Below are 18,426 nucleotides of genomic sequence, written 5' to 3' on the forward strand. Positions count from 1 at the left end.
GCAATGCATCAAATCTTGAAAATTTTCCTTAAAAAATAATTATTTATTGTTTTTCAATAAATTTTACCTGATATTTGCATCATCAATCAGTCAATATGCAAACGCAACAAAAAAACATCCTCACCTTTATGAAGGTGCTTTTCTGGATCATTTTCATTGGTCTTTGTATCAAAACCGGGGCAATTATCATTTCCGTTTTTGTGAGCTTATTTGTGAACGATATCGCTTCGCGCGATTTATACGAGGGACTGGATCTTTCTGCTGTAAAGGCTTTCAGCGATTTGCAATACTACCAGATGGTGACGCTATTAATTACCGTGAACGCCTTAAAAGCATACATGGCTTTTTTGGTAGTAAAGATTTTCCAACGCTTCAATCTGGCAAGTCCGTTTAATGAAATGGCAAGCAAACACCTCAGCCTGATTAGTTTTACAGCACTTGCTACTGCTGTCATCAGCTTTATTGCCAATACGCAAGCACGATGGCTGATGAAAAGAGGCGTAACCATTGATCTTAACTGGGGTTATCAAGAACTCTTATTTTTCGCAGGCGTGATGTACATCATTGCACATGTATTCCAGAAAGGAACAGAATTACAATCAGAAAACGAATTAACTGTATAAGATGCCCATCATAGTAAACTTGGATGTGATGATGGCCAAACGGAAAATCTCGCTGAATGAACTTTCTGCGCGGGTTGACCTTACTTTATCTAATCTCTCCATCCTGAAAACAGGTAAAGCAAAAGCCATTCGTTTTAGTACACTTGAAGCGATTTGCAAAGCCCTTGATTGTCAGCCTGCAGATATTCTGGAATACCAGCCTGAAACACAATCTTAAAGGCTCTAATAAGCGTTGTGCATTTACGCAGCAAAGCACCTATCTTGCTGAAAAGCTGTGAGATGCTGCAAATCGCTATTCCGAAATTACCCATGCGCAACAAGGCGCTTACCATCAGCTACTATGTTGATCAATTGGGCTTTTCATTGATCAACGATTATGGCGATTATCTTTTGCTGGAAAAAGATCAGATAGAGCTGCATTTCTTTGCGCATCCCGATATAATACCGGAAGAGAATGACGGGCAAGTGTATTGTAGGGTCAGCGACATCAATGCTTGGTATCAAGAATTACTAGACAAACAAGTGGCCATCCACCCCAACGGCAAGCTGGAAGACAAGCCCTGGAAACAAAGAGAGTTTTCTTTGCTGGACCCTGACAATAATTTGCTCACTTTTGGAGAAGCAATCTTATAGTCATTTCAAACTTTTTAGTATGCAATCATCGCTCAAATATGTAATTACTGTCAGCTTTCTCCTGCTCACAATAATTTCCTGCAAGCAAGAACAAAAGCCTTTGGAAACCATTGGCTGGCTTCAAGGTACCTGGGTATCTCAAACACAAAGAGGCCCATTGTATGAAGACTGGCTGAAAACAGGCGATAGCGGTTATGCAGTGAAGAGTTTCTATCTGTTCCAAACGGATACAGTTTATTTTGAAAAAGTAGCGGTAACTGAGGCCCAAAACAAGATTCATTATACCGTACGTGTTGCAGCTGATACCAAACAAGAGCCAGTTGATTTTGTATCCATAGCATTAGACTCGGATAGTATGGTATTAGAGAACAAGCGAAACCCTTTTCCACAAAAGATCATCTACAGAAAGAAAGGAACAGATTCGCTTGTTGCAGAAATTACCGGATTAATGGCTGGCAGAAAAGTATCTGAATTCTTTCCAATGAAGAAAATAAGGTAATACTTGTGCTTCATCTTTATGAGCGATGTATTATTACATGAAATACTGAGTCGAGCTTATCCGTCTTATTACTATATCCCTTTATCCGGCGGCGCTAGTAGTGCATTTGTCTATAAAATTGTTATACCTGATGGAGCACTGGTGCTTAAACAAACATCCCTTGCTTTCCACCATGAATTCACACAAGAAATTGACGTACTACAGTGGTTGAATGGGAAAATAAAAGTACCCAGCTATCAATGGCATAAGCATATTGCAAACACAAACTGGTTATGCACCTCATGGATAGATGGCCATACTCTCGATTCCATTGATGCAGCTTGGCCGATAACAGAACGTGTGGCTGTGTATGCTGACACACTTAAATTGATTCATAGCATCCCCCTTACAACAAAAACACCTAAAAGATTGCTGCCAGATGTATTGGCTGAAGCAGAACGCAGGGTTTCTGAAGGATTAGTAGATACGAAAGAATTTGAAGAGGTTTATCAGGGATATTCAGCAGAACAGCTATTACAGCAACTATTCAATAGCATTCCTACAGAAAATGATTTGGTATTTACGCATGGCGATTATTGTCCCAAAAACCTGCTCTTTCTAAACAAGCAACTATCCGGCATCATCGACTGGGGCCGTGGCGGCATCGCAGACAGGTACCAGGATCTGGCTCTGGCCATTAGAAGTATCCGGCATGAATGGGGCGAAGCATATGTGAGAACCTTTCTCTCAATCTATGGTTTAACAGAAATAGATCATCAGAAATTGGAATTCTATACCTTACTAGATGAGTGTTTCTGATCACCAAAACCGCTACTATGCAAATACTCCCTTTATCCAAACTATTGTTGGCCTATCTAGGCACTACCCTTGTCTTTTTTGCCATTGACCTGATTTGGTTGGGTGTTATCGCCAAAGGACTTTATCAAAGAGAGTTGGGGAATTTCTTAAGTCCGCAGGTAAATTGGACTGCAGCAATTGTATTTTATCTCTTATTCATCATTGGCATATTCATTTTCTGCATCATACCCGCAGCAGAACAAACGAGTATTTGGAAAGCGCTGATACTGGGTATGCTTTTAGGTGGATTTACTTATGCTACCTATGATTTAACCAATCTTGCTACGCTTAAAGATTGGCCTTTGAAAATTGTATTCATTGACATAGCCTGGGGTATGATTCTAACAGGTTCGGTAAGTACAGCCGGATATGCGATTGTACAATGGCTTAGACAATAAATATGCAAGTACTTCTAGAACTATATCTGCAAGGAGCAATTGGAATACTTTTGTATGCAAGTATTTGCTTTATAATAGCGCTAATACTCAAACGAAATGATATTGCAGATGTAGCCTGGGGTTTAGGCTATGTGGCGATCATCTTAATCTGTCTTCAACAATTTTCCTTTAAACCAATATCGCTCTTAATTAGTTGTCTGATTGCATTGTGGGCGATTAGACTTAGCTGGTATATTGGTACACGCAACAAAGGCAAGCAGGAAGATTTTCGTTATGCGCAATGGCGCAAGGACTGGGGTAAACATTTTTACTGGAGAACCTATCTGCAGGTATTTGTGTTGCAAGGCTTTTTCCTGCTCATCATTGCTGCACCTATTTTTATCAGTTTCGCAGATTCCTCAAAAACATCCCTTAATTGGGTCATTTATTTAGGCGCGGTTCTGTGGCTCAAGGGTTTTTTACTTCAAGCCATTGCTGACTATCAAATGTCAAAATTTCGTAAGCACAAGCAACCTGGACAAATCATGAATACTGGTTTGTGGAAATACTCCAGACACCCCAACTATTTTGGTGAAATACTCATGTGGTCGGGTTTGTGGTTGATCGTACTTCCATTACCTTTTGGCTGGTTAGGTATAATCAGTCCGATGACTATCACCTATCTGCTGGCTTTCGTTTCCGGTGTTCCTATGCTAGAGAAGAAGTACGTAGGTAATTCAGCATATGCAGCTTACCAGAAAACCACCAATGCCCTGATTCCTTGGTTTCCCAAACGTGCAGTACCACTCGTCAAATAATGCCCGCTATTGCGAGCAAAGGTTAGAGAAATAAGTACTTTCATTGCCCTAATACAGGCATATGAAAAAGTTGTTCTTTTCCTTTTGTTCGTTCTTTTTATTGAGTGCTGTATATGCACAGTCTATAGGTCCATTAACTGTAGAAAAGATCATGCAAGATCCTAAATGGATTGGCACTTCACCAGGTAACCTGCAATGGAGCCAAACGGGTAACCAATTATTTTTTAGATGGAATCCAGAGGGCCATCCTGCAGATTCGATGTATATCATCAGTACTGTAAACAAACAGCCTGTGAAAGCAAGTATTGTACAGACGCAGTTACTGAATAGCCAAGGAAATTTTGTATATAATCAAAACAGAACCCAGTATGTCTATGCCCAGTTGGGTGATATTTATTTAGTAGATGTGAAAACTGGAAAGAGTAAGCGTGTGACCAATACAATGGATCAGGAATCAAGTCCGCTTTTCTGTTTTAATGATACTAAGATTGTCTACACAAGGAATCAAAATCTCTACGCATGGGATATGGTATCAGGAGAAACAGAACAGCTGACAAATATCCGCTCAGGTGCAGTACCTACCGCCCCTTCGCCCGGTGGCGGTTTTGGCAGAAACAATAATACAAGCGCTCCTCCAGTACTAAGCTCAGGTAGCACACAGGAAGAATGGCTAAAGAATGATCAACTGCGCTATTTTCAGGTGCTGCGCGAAAGAAAGGAGAAAAGAGAAAGTACTGAAGCCTATAATAAGCGGATCCCACAGCCAAAAGAGATGCGCGCCTTACCTATGGGAGATGGCTTTATGCAAGGATTAACCATCAGTGCTGATGGCCGCTTTGTGAGCTACCGCGTCTTTCGCCAAGGCAGCGGTAGAAATACTATCGTACCCAGCTATGTAACTGAAAGTGGTTTTACAACAGATATCAATGCCAGAACAAAAGTGGGCACGCCACAAGGCAGTAGCGATCTGTATATCTATGATCGTATCAAAGACACTTTGATGCAATTGAAAGCAGAGCAAATTCCGGGCATTAAGGATTTGCCCGACTATGTAAAAGATTATCCTAAGCAACTGGAAGACCGCAAAAAAAGAAACAGCAACAGAAGCTTTACAATTACGAATGTAAGCTGGTCGCCAAAAGGTAATTATGCCGTGATTGACCTGCGTGCAACAGATAATAAAGACCGTTGGCTGATACGTTTCGACAGTACTGGTTTCAAGTTACTAGACCGTCAGCGTGATGAAGCGTGGATTGCGGGCCCCGGCATCGGCTTTGGCAGAAATACCGGCTGGATAGATGATAACCGCTTCTGGTTTCATTCAGAAAAAACCGGCTATTCACATTTGTATGTAGCAGATCTAAGCACCAATACTATTCAGGCATTAACATCCGGTAATTATGAAGTGCAGCAGGCAGAATTATCTAAAGACAAGAAGTTCTTTTACCTCACCACCAATGAAGTGCATCCGGGTGAGCAGCATTTCTATCGCTTACCTGTTTCCGGCGGCAAGGCAGAAAAAATTACCAGCATGACAGGTGCACATCAAGTGAGCGTTTCACCTGATGAGAAATACATAGCTTATCTCTACTCCTATTCCAATAAACCATGGGAATTATATCTGCAGGAAAATAAAGCAGGTGCCAAACCTGAACAAATTACCAATAAAGCCATGTCGCCTCTTTTCAGTAGCTATGCTTGGCGTGATCCGGAAGTGATTACTTTCTCTGCAAGAGATGGTGCTACAGTATATGGCAGACTGTATAAACCGAAACAACAAGACCCTAATAAACCTGCAGTCATCTTTGTACATGGTGCAGGCTATCTGCAGAATGCACATAAGTGGTGGAGTTCTTATTTCAGGGAATATATGTTCCATAATTTGCTCGCAGACCTCGGCTACACTGTTTTGGACATTGATTACAGAGGCAGTGCAGGTTATGGTCGCGATTGGCGCACTGGTATTTATCGCCACATGGGTGGCAAAGACCTCACCGATCATGTAGATGCTATTGACTATCTCGCGAAGAACCACAATGTGAACGCAGACAGAGTGGGCATTTATGGTGGTTCTTATGGTGGTTTTATCACACTCATGGCGATGTTTACCACACCAGGAAAATTCGCAGCTGGCGCCGCGCTCAGGCCAGTTACGGATTGGGCACAATACAACCATGGATACACTGCCAATATTCTGAATGAGCCATTTACAGACAGTATTGCTTATAGAAAAAGTTCACCGCTTTATTTTGCTGAAGGCTTGAATGGGCATTTATTGATTTGCCATGGCATGGTAGACGTGAACGTACACTATCAGGATGCAGTGAAGCTTGCACAAAGACTGATTGAATTGGGTAAAGACAATTGGGAACTCGCTTCCTACCCGATGGAAGACCATGGTTTTGTAGAGCCAAGTAGCTGGACAGATGAATACAAGCGTATCCTAAAACTCTTTGAACAACAATTACGCAAGCGTCCTTAATCATCGGTAACTTTAGGCTATGAGAAAATGGTTATTGTTGTGTTTGCTCTGCGTTGTAGTATTTACTGCAGGCGCTCAATCATTAACCAGTTCCAATCTTCCCATTATTGTGATCAATACGGGCGGACAAACCATACCGGATGATCCTAAGATCATGGCAGATATGGGCATCATTTATAATGGTGAGGGCAAACGCAATGCTGTTACTGATCTATTCAATCATTACTCAGGAAAAGTTGGCATTGAGATCCGTGGCCAGTCATCTCAACAATTCCCGATGAAATCTTACAGTATTGAGCTGTGGGACAATTCAGGTAAATCCGTTGACAAATCACTGTTTGGTTTACCCAAAGAGAGTGACTGGGTCTTGTATGCACCCTATACAGACAAAACCCTCATGCGAAATTTTCTAGCTTATACCATTAGCAGAGAACTGGGCCAGTGGGCCGCCAATTGCAGGTATGTAGAACTGGTAATTGATGGGGATTACAAGGGAATCTATGTTTTCATGGAACGCATCAAACGTGGCAGTGGCAGAGTACCCATCACCAAAATGGCCAAGACTGATAATACGGGCTTAGCAGTTACCGGAGGCTATATCTTTAGTATCGACAAAGAAGCAGATGGCTGGTTCTCTGCTTATGCAACGCCAAATAGTAAAAAAGGACAACGTATTCAATACACCTACACATATCCAAAGATTACCGATATCACTACTGAACAACGTAACTACCTGCAATCTTACGTAGACAGTTTTGAACAAAAATTATACAGCAAGGACTTTCAGCATCCGCTTAAAGGCTGGCGCAGCCATGCTGAAGAAAACAGCTTTATTGATTACCTGCTTGTGAATGAAGTGAGCCGTAATGTGGATGGTTACCGCCTCAGCACATATCTCTATAAAGAAAGAAATCAGAAAATTGTAGCTGGCCCAGTTTGGGATTATGACCTTGCTTTCCGCAATGCTAATTATTGTAACGGCAGCAATACTGATGGTTGGAGCTGGCAATTTAATCAGACTTGTCCGGATGATTTCTGGCAGGTTCCTTTCTGGTGGTATCAGCTTAGTTTGGATACTGCATTTCAAGGCAAACTGCGTTGCAGATGGAAAGCAGTTAGGCAAAACAGTTTATCCATAGGCAGACTCAATACCTTGATTGACTCTGTAGTATCGCTGACTGCTGAAGCAAGAAACAGACATTTCAACCGATGGCCAGTCTTGGGAAAATATGTTTGGCCTAATCCAACACCAATCCCTTCTGATTATGTATCAGAAATAGATTACTTGAAAGATTGGCTGAACAGGCGACTCAACTGGCTTGATAACAATATGCCGAATGCAGGTGCATGCTATGATTATCCTGCTTCTGCCCCAGAAGATATTCAGCTACAGGCTTCCCCTAATCCATTTGGCAACCAGCTGGTGCTACAGATTAAATCGAAACAAGCATTTACCATGCCTGTTCGAATTGTGAACGGTCAGGGGCAAGTTATCTATGAGCAACAGATACCAATCAAATCTGGCAATAACCAAATCCAGCTCAATGCTCAGCGCTGGCCTACCGGTTTACTGCTGTTTCATGCAACCGATAACAAGCATCAGCCAATTCACCGTGTACTGCTACATCAGTAATTGACAGCCTGTGAAGGCAGATACATGTCCTTGCCCTCTTTATTTACCATGATTAACTGACAATCACTCAATGTAATTCCCTGCGTGGTTTCTCCCAGCTTACCAGACACGGTAATCGCCGTATTATACTCTATCCCTTTCAGCAATAACAATTGAGCTCCTTCAAAACTGCAAAAGCAATTAAATGCAGAAACAATCTGGTCTTTATGCTCTGCTAACTGAAAAAATACCTGATTACCTTTTGTTTCCTGCCCAACCAGATAACCGGTTATGGTTACCAATGCCTCTGCATCAGACCGAAGCCTCAGGTATTCAATAGCCTCCCGCACATGTAAACCACTTCTTGCATTCTTTTTCTCCAACATACGCTCACGGTAGTTGCTACATGAGACTAATCCGAAAAAAATCAGGCACAAAACAGTTGTCTTCAGGGTCATAAGAGTAAGCTTGTGCTACAAGGTAACAAGGCAATCAAGTGGTAAGCGATGAAATATACCGGTGCTATTTGGCGTTCTTTATATGTGCCGGACAAATCCATAACCGATTTCTGCCGGTCAAGCAATCCGCAGCTGCATGAAAACAACCTTACCCATTCTCTGCCTAATGCTCATGTTTGGGCAGGCAAAAGCCCAAAATATCTCCGGCCATTGGTTTGGCAGTGGTAAACTCCAGATACCAGGTAACCACGATGCTTATCTGTCTGAGATTGTGATCAGACAAAAAGGCGTGCAGTTTTACGGACAAATACAATATTATTTCAGGGATAGCTTGCTGATTGAACCTATTCGTGGTGTATTCGATAAGAAAAAGATGACGGTCAAATTCAATCAGATACCGATCATTTATTACGGTTCTAAGAGCACACGCCAGTCTGTGGATTGCCCAATGACAGGCGATTTTTCTCTGGTAGTTACATCCAAAGACTCATTATTAGTGGGTAAGCTGAGAAGCACGGAAACCTTTAAATACTCTTGTCCGAATATTTCCTTTATTCTAAAAAAATCCAACGATACGATTCTCTCTGCCAAAGTGGACTACGATGCACTTGAACCCATGCCTACTGAAAAAGAAGTTGTGGCTGCAAATACCATCAGCGAAGACGAATTGCGGAGAAGAGAATTTGAAGCAAGGAAAAAGAGACTGGTGACTGAACTAGAAGTAAACAGCAAAATCATCAGTTTGGAATTCTATGATAATGGCGAGGTAGATTATGACTCTGTTTCTGTATTCCTGAATAATAAAATGATTAAGGGACCCACGATGCTTACCCACAAAGCATTTCGTGTGTACATTCCCGTTGATACAACCAGCGAATACACGGAGTTAAGCATGTATGCAGAAAACACAGGACGTATTCCGCCAAACACAGCTTCCATCATCATCCGTGATGGTTTATCTCGTTATGAATTAAACTTAACTAGTGATATGGAAAATACCGCCACGATTCGCTTTAAGCGAAAGCGTGGCGATAGACCTTAACCGAATAAGTCGCCCTGTAATTGATCCTTTTCTGATTTATGCTCCCATTGCATTTCAACTGATTTGCTAAAGTCCATCAGCTTGGCACCTACGGCTTTCCAACCCATCACTTCCACCATTTTGGCCAGCTTGAATTTGGCACTACGTACCTGTGATCCACGTCCGGTCTGAACGGCTAAAATCGGCTCCTTATCAGTAGTAACAGCTTCGAGCACATTACCCTCTCCTTCTTTTACAAAGAGGAATTTATTGCGCAAGGTGGTAGTTTCAATTTTGAAACGCTTCACATTGTACTGTAGCTTATCCTTTTCCAGATACACAGCAGTTACAATCTTCTCAGGATTGAACTTCTCAATCAACAATATCTTATCCGCATCAAAACGCTGCGTTAATTCCGTATCAGTGATTTCATAATTGCCATCATTGTAGATGACCAACAACCTTTCCTCTCCATCAAACATACCCAAGTACTGCCCTTTCTCTTCTTTGTTCAATCGGCCAAACTGATCATCAAACCAAAGCTTGATACCAGCCAAGGTACTTCTACCCGCTTCTTTCAGTTTCACACTCTTGATGGGATACTTGGTTACTTGATTACCCATACTACCTCGGTTCTTAATATCCAATTCTTCAAAGTAAAACTCTAAGTCCTTATTACGAGCAGAACAATTTGGGCTAAGTAGAATCTTCACTACTTCTGCTTCACCATTTGGATTGGCCGTGAAATAATGCACTTTGCTCTTATCAGAACCTTTGGTAAGATCGTACTCTTTATCTCTAGTAACACCTGTTACATTAAAACGCTTACCATAGCTCACACCTGTGGCGCCATCTACATAAATCATGTTGTAGGTAGTGCGCTCATCATTCTTTTTGAAAATAGCCGCATAGATGATGTCCTTGCCAATAAAGGTCTTGTCGCCCACTTTCACCACTTTCATAATACCACGTTTGGTAAAGACGATGATATCATCCAGATCAGAACAATCGCAGACAAACTCATCCTTCTTCAAGCTGGTGCCCACAAAACCTTCTTCACGGTTCATGTACAGTTTCGCATTGGCAATAGCCACCTGCTGTACCTTGATGGTATCAAAAGGCCTGATTTCTGTTTTACGCTCTCTGCCCTTGCCATATTTCTGCAACAGATTCTCGAAATAAGCGATGGCAAACTCAGTGAGGTGCTCCAGATCATACTTTACCTGCTTAATATCTGCTTCAATACCCTTGATCTGATTGATCAAATCATCGATATCTAATTTGTAAATACGACGAACAGGTTTTTCCGTAAGCTTAAGAATATCCTCTCTCGTAATCTCTTTCTTCAATTGCTTGCGGAAAGGCTGGAATGCTTTGTCGATAGCTTCTAATACCTTATCCCAAGTCTCATGCTTTTTCTCCAACTCTTTGTAAATCTTCTCTTCAAAGAAGATTTTTTCCAGCGAAGTATAATGCCATTTGTTTTCCAGTTCGCTCAGCTTGATTTGCAATTCCAGTTGCAGCAATTCTTTCGTCTTATCAACCGACAAACGCAACAAATCTGATGCACCGATGAACTGTGGCTTCTGATCCACAATCACACATGCATTCGGTGAAATACTCACCTCGCAATCTGTAAATGCATACAATGCATCAATCGTAATATCTGGTGATATACCGGCTGCCAGTTCTACTGTAATCTCAACATCCTTAGCTGTAGCATCAGTTACTTTCTTGATCTTGATCTTACCCTGATCATTGGCTTTCACAATCGACTCCATCAAAGAAGTAGTTGTAACACCATAAGGTACAGAGCGAATCACCAGTGTTTTCTTATCCTGTTCTTCAATGATGGAGCGTACACGCACTTTACCGCCACGTCGGCCATCATTGTAGTTGCTCACATCAATCATACCGCCTGTCTGGAAATCTGGATAGAGCTCAAACTTCTTACCCTTAAGGTATTTGATGGAAGCATCAATCAGCTCGCAGAAATTGTGTGGTAAGATTTTGGTCGACAAACCCACGGCAATACCATCAGCACCTTGTGCCAACAGTAAAGGGAATTTCATCGGCAAGGTTACCGGCTCTTGCTTACGACCGTCATAACTCAATTGCCAATTGGTGGTCTTGGCATTAAAAGCTACTTCCAAAGCAAACTTGCTGAGACGTGCTTCAATATAACGAGCTGCGGCTGCATCATCGCCGGTACGTACATCACCCCAGTTACCCTGTGTATCAATCAGCAAATCCTTCTGCCCCATGTTCACGAGTGCTTCACCAATAGACGCATCACCATGCGGATGGTACTGCATACTTTGACCGATGATATTGGCCACTTTGTTGTAGCGACCATCATCCATTTCTTTCATCGAGTGCAGGATACGACGCTGTACTGGTTTCAAACCATCTTCAACAGCGGGTACCGCACGTTCCAATATCACATAAGAAGCATAATCCAGAAACCAGCTCTTAAACTGTCCCTGTACGCCTGAATCATTTTTGTACACTGTGTTCTCTTGCTTCGCCATTACTAAGTTCTTTTATCTTTCTTCCCAAGAAAATGTATCTCCTTGTCCGTCTGCAAATGCGTTTAATTCCAACATCACAAAATCTGTTTCTGCCACTAACTCATGCCAGACATATGCTGGTACTTTTGCCATAGCCGGACCTTCTATCATAACAGTACCGTTTGCATCGGAACGAGCATCACGCCAATTCAATCTTGCAACACCTTGCATAATCAGCAGCTTCTCTGGGTTTTTATGTGCCGTTCTTCCCTTATGAAACTGCCTGCCGCTTGCACTACCTTTCTTCCGGTGCACCACTATGAATTGTCCGGTTCTATCATTATCGAACACAAAGGTTGCACCTCTTTCATCCGACCCAATCAATACCAATGGTTCAACAGTCACCATACTCAGCTTGCATAAATTTCCAATGGTTGTCCATCGGGGTCATTGAAAAAAAAGAAACGCTTATTCGTGTATTCGTCCACACGTATCGCTTCCACTGCAACACCTTGTTCACTCAACCATATATGCCATGCATCTACATCTTTCACTGCAAATGCCAGATGACGTAAGCCCTTTGCTTCCGGATAAGAAGCACGCTCCTTACAATCAGGAAAAGAAAAGAGCTCAATTTGGTATTGCCCATTCACCGATAAATCCAGTTTCCAGGATTGTCTTTCTGCACGCCATACTTCTTGCAATACTTCAAAGCCAAGGATGCGCGTGTAGAAATCCTTACTGCGGTTATAATCACCGGCAATAATGGCCACATGATGAATATGGTCAATCAATGGTCTCATTCAGCACTTGGTGTTGCGGCTGGCGCACTTGCTGTTTTCAATTGAATTTCCTTCCATCCTTTGTTCCAATCACCACTTAATTCAATATTTCCCTGTGCAGCCAATTCTCGTAAACGCCACACCAAAAATGCATCCCCTGTTTTGATCTTCATCTTACCCAACACATGCTGGAGATAACGACCCAGTTTTTGTGCTTCACCGGTAATGGCACTTAGTAATTCCTTATCGTAAAAATTAGCTTCTTTACTCACTATCTTTTTTCCACCTTCGAGAATGCGCACCATGGCTGACTCGGTACACAATTTCTTCCATTCATCCGGATCTACTTCAAATTCACTCGGTGTAATGGGTCTAGCCAATTTCTTTGCCTTCAGGAATTCCTTAGGCTGTATTTCATGCAAATGAGCCGGATAGAAAATATTTCCCTTCTCATTGATGAAAGGCAGGTTATTCATATATAGCACAAATACACGCCCCTGATATTCTTTGAGCTGACTCATCAGCCAAAAATACCCGCATACATCATGTTGGTTTTGTCCCATCCAAACCCATACAATTTCTTCCGGCTGTTCATCTAATGTTTTCAGTAGATTGTGTACAGTCAGCTTATCATCTACAATATCCAGTTGCTCTGCATAAGGAGAAAACTCCAATACCTGTTTCCACCAATCGCGACGCGCTTGATAGCCTTCTGCCCCATAAATATCTCCAAGCGGACCAACGGCATAATCATCTTTGATTTCCAGTATCTCGCCTTGTAAGCTTTCGTCGAGTTCAATTGCAGCTTGTAGTGAAGCGATGTTCGCTGTTTCGAAAACTATATGAATCATATCTTAATTAAGAATTAATAATTAACAATTAATAATTTAGGTTCGACTAAGTACTTACGGACGATGATTTGGATGTATTCAGGATTGCTGTCAGAATTTTGATCAGTTCATCACATCTTTCTAAAGTTTCCTGTAACATCGGTCTCATTGAATCCTCTGTTGTATGTATTAGTCTTAACCAATATTTAGTCTCCCTTGCTTCACGATAAGCTATCTCTAGCTTATGAATAAAATCTTTTCTAGAAGAGCCTCCAATTGCTTCCTCCACATTGGCGCCAATTGAAGTGCCACTCTTCAACAGCTGAGAACAGATTTCTCTTTCAACCCTTTCCGCTCTCAGCAACTTATGTAACTTGACTATGGATACAGAAAACGCAAAGCTCTTTTCCAGTATCACATTCTCCTGCTTCATACCTCAACCTTTCTTCAATTCTTAATTTTTAATTATTAATCATTAATTCCCTCCTACTTCTTCGATTAAATCAAGTTCAACACGAAGATTATCAATAATAAAATCTTGTCGCTGCGGTGTATTCTTGCCCATATAATATTCTAGCAGTTGCTGAATATGATCGCCCTGCTCTAACAATACCGGCTGCAAGCGCATATCCTGTCCGATAAACCGTTCAAACTCATTGGGAGAAATCTCACCCAAACCTTTGAATCGAGTTATCTCAGGCTTATTACCTAATTTCTTCACCGCAGCTTGTTTTTCGGTTTCATCGTAACAGTAAATAGTTTCCTGCTTATTGCGTACACGGAACAGCGGCGTTTCCAGAATATAGACGTGACCTTTCTTCACCAGATCAGGGAAGAACTGGAGGAAGAACGTCATCAATAACAAACGAATGTGCATCCCATCCACATCGGCATCGGTAGCAATAACAATGTTATTGTAACGCAACCCTTCCAAACCATCTTCAATATTCAGCGCGTGCTGCAACAGGTTAAACTCTTCATTCTCGTATACCACTTTCTTGGTCAATCCGAATGCGTTCAGTGGCTTACCACGCAAACTAAATACGGCCTGCGTTTCTACGCTACGCGCTTTGGTGATGGAACCACTGGCACTATCACCTTCGGTAATGAAGATGGTACTCTGGTTTTGTAATGCGATGAAAGCCTCTTTATTCTTTGCTGGCAAATCATCGTTCATGTGCACTTTACAATCGCGCAGTTTCTTATTGTGCAGGTTGGCTTTCTTCGCACGCTCATTCGCCAGCTTCTTGATACCAGCCAATTCCTTTCGCTCACGCTCATTCTGCTCAATGCGCTTTTTCAAGGCATCAGCTACAGCCGGATTGCGGTGTAAATAGTTATCCAGTTCCTTGGCCAGAAAATCCAGCACAAAGTTCTTCATACTCGGACCGTTCTCATACACGTTCTGAGAACCCAGCTTGGTCTTTGTCTGACTTTCAAACACAGGCTCCTGCACACGCACAGCAACGGCTGCAACAATACTGGTGCGGATATCTGATGTATCGTAATCCTTCTTAAAGAAATCGCGAATCACTTTTACATAAGCTTCACGAAAAGCCTGCTGGTGCGTACCGCCTTGCGTGGTGTATTGTCCGTTAACAAAAGAGAAAATATCTTCTCCGTATTCATTGTTATGGCTGATCGCCACTTCAATGTCTTCTCCCTTCAAGTGAATAATGGGATAACGCAGCTCATCTTCGTTGGTCTTACGCTGCAACAAATCGAGCAAACCGTTTTTGCTGACAAACTTTTTACCATTCAGGTTAACAATCAATCCCGCATTGAGGTAGCAATAGTTCCAAGCTTGTTCCTCAATATAGCCCATGCGGAAATTGAAGTTACGGAAGACCGTATCATCCGGAATGAACGTAACTAAAGTACCATTGGGCTCAGTTGTCTTTGCTTCCTTATGCTCTACTTTCAATACGCCACGTTCAAACTCTGCTGTCTTTTCTTTGCCATCGCGATAAGCAGTGACCTTGAAATAATTACTCAAAGCGTTCACCGCTTTCGTACCCACACCATTCAAACCCACACTCTTCTGAAAAGCCTTACTATCGTATTTGGCACCTGTGTTGATTTTACTCACCACATCCACCACTTTACCCAAGGGAATACCACGACCATAATCACGAATCGTTACAGTCTTCTGATCAATGGTGATGTCAATTTGCTTACCGTAACCCATCATATGCTCATCGATACAGTTATCGGTCACTTCTTTCAGTAACACATAGATACCATCATCCTGAGCAGAACCATCGCCCAGTTTACCGATATACATACCGGGTCTTAATCGGATATGCTCTTTCCAGTCGAGACTCCGGATATCGTCTTCCGTATAATTCACAGCCTGTTTATTCTCTGCCATAGTCTTGATTTCACAACCCGCAAAAGTTAATTTTATACCCTGCCGGTGCAATTTTTCTTTTCTACAAACCTTGCACAAATGTGGATAAACAAAATATTTATCTACATTTGATTATCAACTACTTATCGCAACTCGAAACCAATCTCGGCAGGATGGCCCAGCTGGCCACAGAAAAAATCCGGGAAAATGACCTGTTCAAAACCTTTTTGACCAATCATGAAGGCGAAGCCATCGACAAAACGGTAAGCCGACTGGAGACTGAAATCAGTCCGAAAATCAGTTGTACCGACTGTGGCAATTGCTGTAAAAGCCTGATGGTGAACATCACCCGACCAGAAGCCGATGCTGCCGCTGCGCACCTAGGCATGAGCAGTGCCGATTTTGATACACGCTTTGTAGAGAAAAGCGAGGACGGCCCACTCATGATCATGAATGCCATTCCCTGTCATTTTCTTGAAAACAACGCCTGCAGCATTTATGAGCACCGCTTCGCGGGATGCAGAGAGTTTCCCGCATTACACTTACCTGAAGTGAACAAGCGACTCTTCACCATCTTTATGCACTACGACCGCTGCCCCATCATCTTTAATGTGATGGAATCCTTAAAAGTAGAAATGGGCTTTGATGCATCAACAATGCAGTGTAACTTGTAGGGATGGTACAATCCGGTATCGATAACCTGCTTCAATTACAACCTTCCTGGAAGCGGGCTCGAATAGGCCTTGTGACCAACCATGCTGCACTTACAAGTAATGGAGAACCTGTTAGAAAAGCTTTATTAGATCAAGATTTCCATCTTACGGTTTTGTTTTCTCCTGAACACGGCCTTGATGTGCAAGGTGCCGATGGTGAACCAATGCTCGATGGGAAAGACACACTCACCGGCTTACCGGTAGTCAGCCTATATGGCAACAAGCTCGCACCTGATGCAAAAGACCTTGCCGCTATTGATGTTTTACTCTTCGATATCCCCGATGTTGGCGCGAGGTTTTATACCTATTTGTGGACACTCACCCATTGCATGGAAGCTTGCGCCAAAGCGCACAAAACATTGGTGGTGTTGGATAGGCCCAATCCTATTTCAGGTGATCTTCATTTAGTCGAAGGCCCCATGCTGGATGAAACACATTGCAGTTCATTCATTGGCAGATGGAGCATGCCAGTGCGACACAGTTGCACGATGGGTGAGTTAGCGCGCTATTTCAATGCGGAGCAACAATTACACCTGGTATTGGATGTCATCGGTTGCACACAGTGGAGCCGGGAAATGCATCAGCCAGCAACAGGTTGGACATTCACACCAACCTCACCAGCCATTCAAGATTATCAAGCCATGTTGCTTTATCCTGGTACTTGTTTGTTAGAAGCAACCAACCTACATGAAGGTCGTGCTACGAATAATTCCTTTCATGCAGTTGCTGCGCCATGGTTGGATATTGCTTGGCTAAAAGAGAGTATTGCTAAAAACTATCCATATATAATTTACAGCAAGATACAATTCAAATCGAGCACGAATAAATATTTAGGCGATACTTGTATTGGTCTTTCATTTGAAGTAAGCGACACCAACAATTTCTTACCGGTACAATTCGGACTTTGGCTGATCAAAATCATCAAGGACCATCACGCTGAGTTTGCATGGGCTAATTATCCTACGGCTGTAAACCCTAGTGGTAGCGGGCATTTAGACAGATTAGTCGGTATACACAATACAGCTGAATTATTTGAATTACCATTCAATGATTTCATGCAACAAATAAAAACGCAATGTACTGTTGCACAAGAATGGTCGTCTCGTGTTAAGCCTTGGCTACTGTATTAGTGTCTTTGTATAAATCACGAATCACCACACTCGCAGCAAAGCAACCGAAGATCGCTGGCATATAACTGATGGTGCCGATGATGGATTTTTTTGGATAAGCTTTTTCCGTTTCGATGATTCTGCTTTGATCAACTTGCTCTGGAGAAAATACGACAGTCAAACCTTTATAGATGTCGAACTTATGCAAGTACTTACGCACGTAACGCGCCAGATTGCATTGATGTGTTTTAGAAATATCCGTAATCACTACTTGAGAGGGATCTACTTTACCACCCGCACCCAATGAACTTACAATCGGAATTTTTCGATCAATACAGGCTTTGATGAAAAACACTTTAGGCGATAATGTATCGATACAATCCACTGCATAATCGAATTGGTGTTTATCCAGCACCTCATAAGTCAGTTCATCTTTCAGGTAAATGGGCAAAACCTGCAAATCCAGCCGTGGATTGATATCGCGCAAGCGTTCTGCCATTACCTCCGCCTTACCCTTGCCAGCAGTTGAATGCAAAGCAGGAATTTGTCGGTTACAATTGCTGAGATCCACCGTATCTGCATCCACAATGGTCATTTTACCTACACCGGAACGAGCAATCATTTCGGCACAGATACCACCTACTCCACCCAATCCCACCACGAGCACATGTTTGTCCAGCAGGCGCGATACAGTTTCTTCGCCCAACAACAATTCCGTTCTGCTCATCCAATATGGTATCTGACTCATGTTTACGTAATTTGAAGCTGCAAA

20 protein-coding genes are annotated in these 18,426 nt (G+C 42.3%); 12 read left to right on the top strand and 8 right to left on the bottom strand.

All coding sequences use genetic code 11. The features are described 5' to 3' along the window. Positions 1-95 precede the first annotated feature (95 nt). The 9 genes from J0L83_04730 to J0L83_04770 all read left to right on the top strand — a co-directional run bounded on the left by J0L83_04730 (position 96) and on the right by J0L83_04770 (position 7,902). On the top strand, positions 96-623 hold the full coding sequence (locus J0L83_04730; GenBank protein MBN8663853.1) for a DUF2975 domain-containing protein: 528 nt from the start codon (positions 96-98) through the stop codon (positions 621-623). Position 624: 1 nt separating this feature from the next. Beyond that, on the top strand, positions 625-840 hold the full coding sequence (locus tag J0L83_04735) for a helix-turn-helix transcriptional regulator (GenBank protein MBN8663854.1): 216 nt from the start codon (positions 625-627) through the stop codon (positions 838-840). 62 nt (positions 841-902) lie between these two features. After that, positions 903-1,256, top strand: a complete 354-nt coding sequence (locus tag J0L83_04740) for a VOC family protein (protein ID MBN8663855.1) — start codon at positions 903-905, stop codon at positions 1,254-1,256. A gap of 19 nt (positions 1,257-1,275) precedes the next feature. Next, positions 1,276-1,755 (top strand): hypothetical protein, encoded by a 480-nt coding sequence (locus J0L83_04745; protein MBN8663856.1) that lies wholly within the window; start codon positions 1,276-1,278, stop codon positions 1,753-1,755. 18 nt (positions 1,756-1,773) lie between these two features. Next, the gene (locus tag J0L83_04750; GenBank protein MBN8663857.1) at positions 1,774-2,553 is read left to right on the top strand and encodes an aminoglycoside 3'-phosphotransferase; all 780 of its coding nucleotides are present in this window, start codon (positions 1,774-1,776) and stop codon (positions 2,551-2,553) included. Positions 2,554-2,570: 17 nt separating this feature from the next. Next, positions 2,571-2,990 (top strand): DUF2177 family protein, encoded by a 420-nt coding sequence (locus tag J0L83_04755; protein ID MBN8663858.1) that lies wholly within the window; start codon positions 2,571-2,573, stop codon positions 2,988-2,990. A gap of 2 nt (positions 2,991-2,992) precedes the next feature. Next, the gene (locus J0L83_04760; GenBank protein ID MBN8663859.1) at positions 2,993-3,787 is read left to right on the top strand and encodes a DUF1295 domain-containing protein; all 795 of its coding nucleotides are present in this window, start codon (positions 2,993-2,995) and stop codon (positions 3,785-3,787) included. Positions 3,788-3,848: 61 nt separating this feature from the next. Then, positions 3,849-6,269, top strand: coding sequence for a S9 family peptidase (locus tag J0L83_04765; protein ID MBN8663860.1), 2,421 nt, complete (start codon positions 3,849-3,851; stop codon positions 6,267-6,269). Between the two features lie 19 nt (positions 6,270-6,288). Beyond that, the gene (locus J0L83_04770) at positions 6,289-7,902 is read left to right on the top strand and encodes a CotH kinase family protein (protein MBN8663861.1); all 1,614 of its coding nucleotides are present in this window, start codon (positions 6,289-6,291) and stop codon (positions 7,900-7,902) included. On the opposite strand, the gene J0L83_04775 is transcribed toward J0L83_04770, so the two are convergent. Further along, positions 7,896-8,339: a hypothetical protein gene (locus tag J0L83_04775; GenBank protein ID MBN8663862.1), complete on the bottom strand. Its 444-nt coding sequence runs from the start codon at positions 8,337-8,339 to the stop codon at positions 7,896-7,898. The genes J0L83_04770 and J0L83_04775 overlap by 7 nt on opposite strands. Before the next feature lie 136 nt (positions 8,340-8,475). On the opposite strand from J0L83_04775, the gene J0L83_04780 reads away from it, so the two are divergent. Beyond that, positions 8,476-9,381, top strand: a complete 906-nt coding sequence (locus tag J0L83_04780) for a hypothetical protein (GenBank protein MBN8663863.1) — start codon at positions 8,476-8,478, stop codon at positions 9,379-9,381. Here J0L83_04780 and J0L83_04785 read toward each other — a convergent pair. The 6 genes from J0L83_04785 to J0L83_04810 are packed head-to-tail and all read right to left on the bottom strand — an operon-like array spanning position 9,378 to position 15,853. Further along, positions 9,378-11,891 (bottom strand): DNA gyrase/topoisomerase IV subunit A, encoded by a 2,514-nt coding sequence (locus tag J0L83_04785; GenBank protein ID MBN8663864.1) that lies wholly within the window; start codon positions 11,889-11,891, stop codon positions 9,378-9,380. The genes J0L83_04780 and J0L83_04785 overlap by 4 nt on opposite strands. Positions 11,892-11,903: 12 nt before the next feature. Continuing rightward, positions 11,904-12,278, bottom strand: a complete 375-nt coding sequence (locus J0L83_04790; GenBank protein ID MBN8663865.1) for a hypothetical protein — start codon at positions 12,276-12,278, stop codon at positions 11,904-11,906. 2 nt (positions 12,279-12,280) lie between these two features. After that, complete coding sequence (locus tag J0L83_04795) at positions 12,281-12,673, bottom strand: VOC family protein (GenBank protein MBN8663866.1); 393 nt, start codon at positions 12,671-12,673, stop codon at positions 12,281-12,283. Continuing rightward, the gene (locus J0L83_04800; protein ID MBN8663867.1) at positions 12,670-13,503 is read right to left on the bottom strand and encodes a DUF1835 domain-containing protein; all 834 of its coding nucleotides are present in this window, start codon (positions 13,501-13,503) and stop codon (positions 12,670-12,672) included. The genes J0L83_04795 and J0L83_04800 overlap by 4 nt, the downstream gene beginning before the upstream one ends. Before the next feature lie 46 nt (positions 13,504-13,549). Continuing rightward, positions 13,550-13,915 carry a four helix bundle protein gene (locus J0L83_04805; protein MBN8663868.1) on the bottom strand — a complete coding sequence of 122 codons (366 nt, stop codon included), beginning with the start codon at positions 13,913-13,915 and terminating at the stop codon, positions 13,550-13,552. Positions 13,916-13,957: 42 nt separating this feature from the next. Beyond that, complete coding sequence (locus tag J0L83_04810) at positions 13,958-15,853, bottom strand: type IIA DNA topoisomerase subunit B (GenBank protein ID MBN8663869.1); 1,896 nt, start codon at positions 15,851-15,853, stop codon at positions 13,958-13,960. 80 nt (positions 15,854-15,933) lie between these two features. On the opposite strand from J0L83_04810, the gene J0L83_04815 reads away from it, so the two are divergent. Continuing rightward, complete coding sequence (locus J0L83_04815) at positions 15,934-16,506, top strand: YkgJ family cysteine cluster protein (protein ID MBN8663870.1); 573 nt, start codon at positions 15,934-15,936, stop codon at positions 16,504-16,506. A 2-nt stretch (positions 16,507-16,508) separates the two neighbouring features. After that, the gene (locus J0L83_04820) at positions 16,509-17,675 is read left to right on the top strand and encodes a DUF1343 domain-containing protein (protein ID MBN8663871.1); all 1,167 of its coding nucleotides are present in this window, start codon (positions 16,509-16,511) and stop codon (positions 17,673-17,675) included. Here J0L83_04820 and J0L83_04825 read toward each other — a convergent pair. Beyond that, positions 17,653-18,402, bottom strand: coding sequence for a tRNA threonylcarbamoyladenosine dehydratase (locus tag J0L83_04825; protein MBN8663872.1), 750 nt, complete (start codon positions 18,400-18,402; stop codon positions 17,653-17,655). The two genes, J0L83_04820 and J0L83_04825, sit on opposite strands and share 23 nt — an antisense overlap. Between the last annotated feature and the right edge of the window lie 24 nt (positions 18,403-18,426).

It is taken from the genome of Chitinophagales bacterium (assembly GCA_017303835.1).
Lineage (GTDB): Bacteria > Bacteroidota > Bacteroidia > Chitinophagales > Chitinophagaceae > JAFLBI01.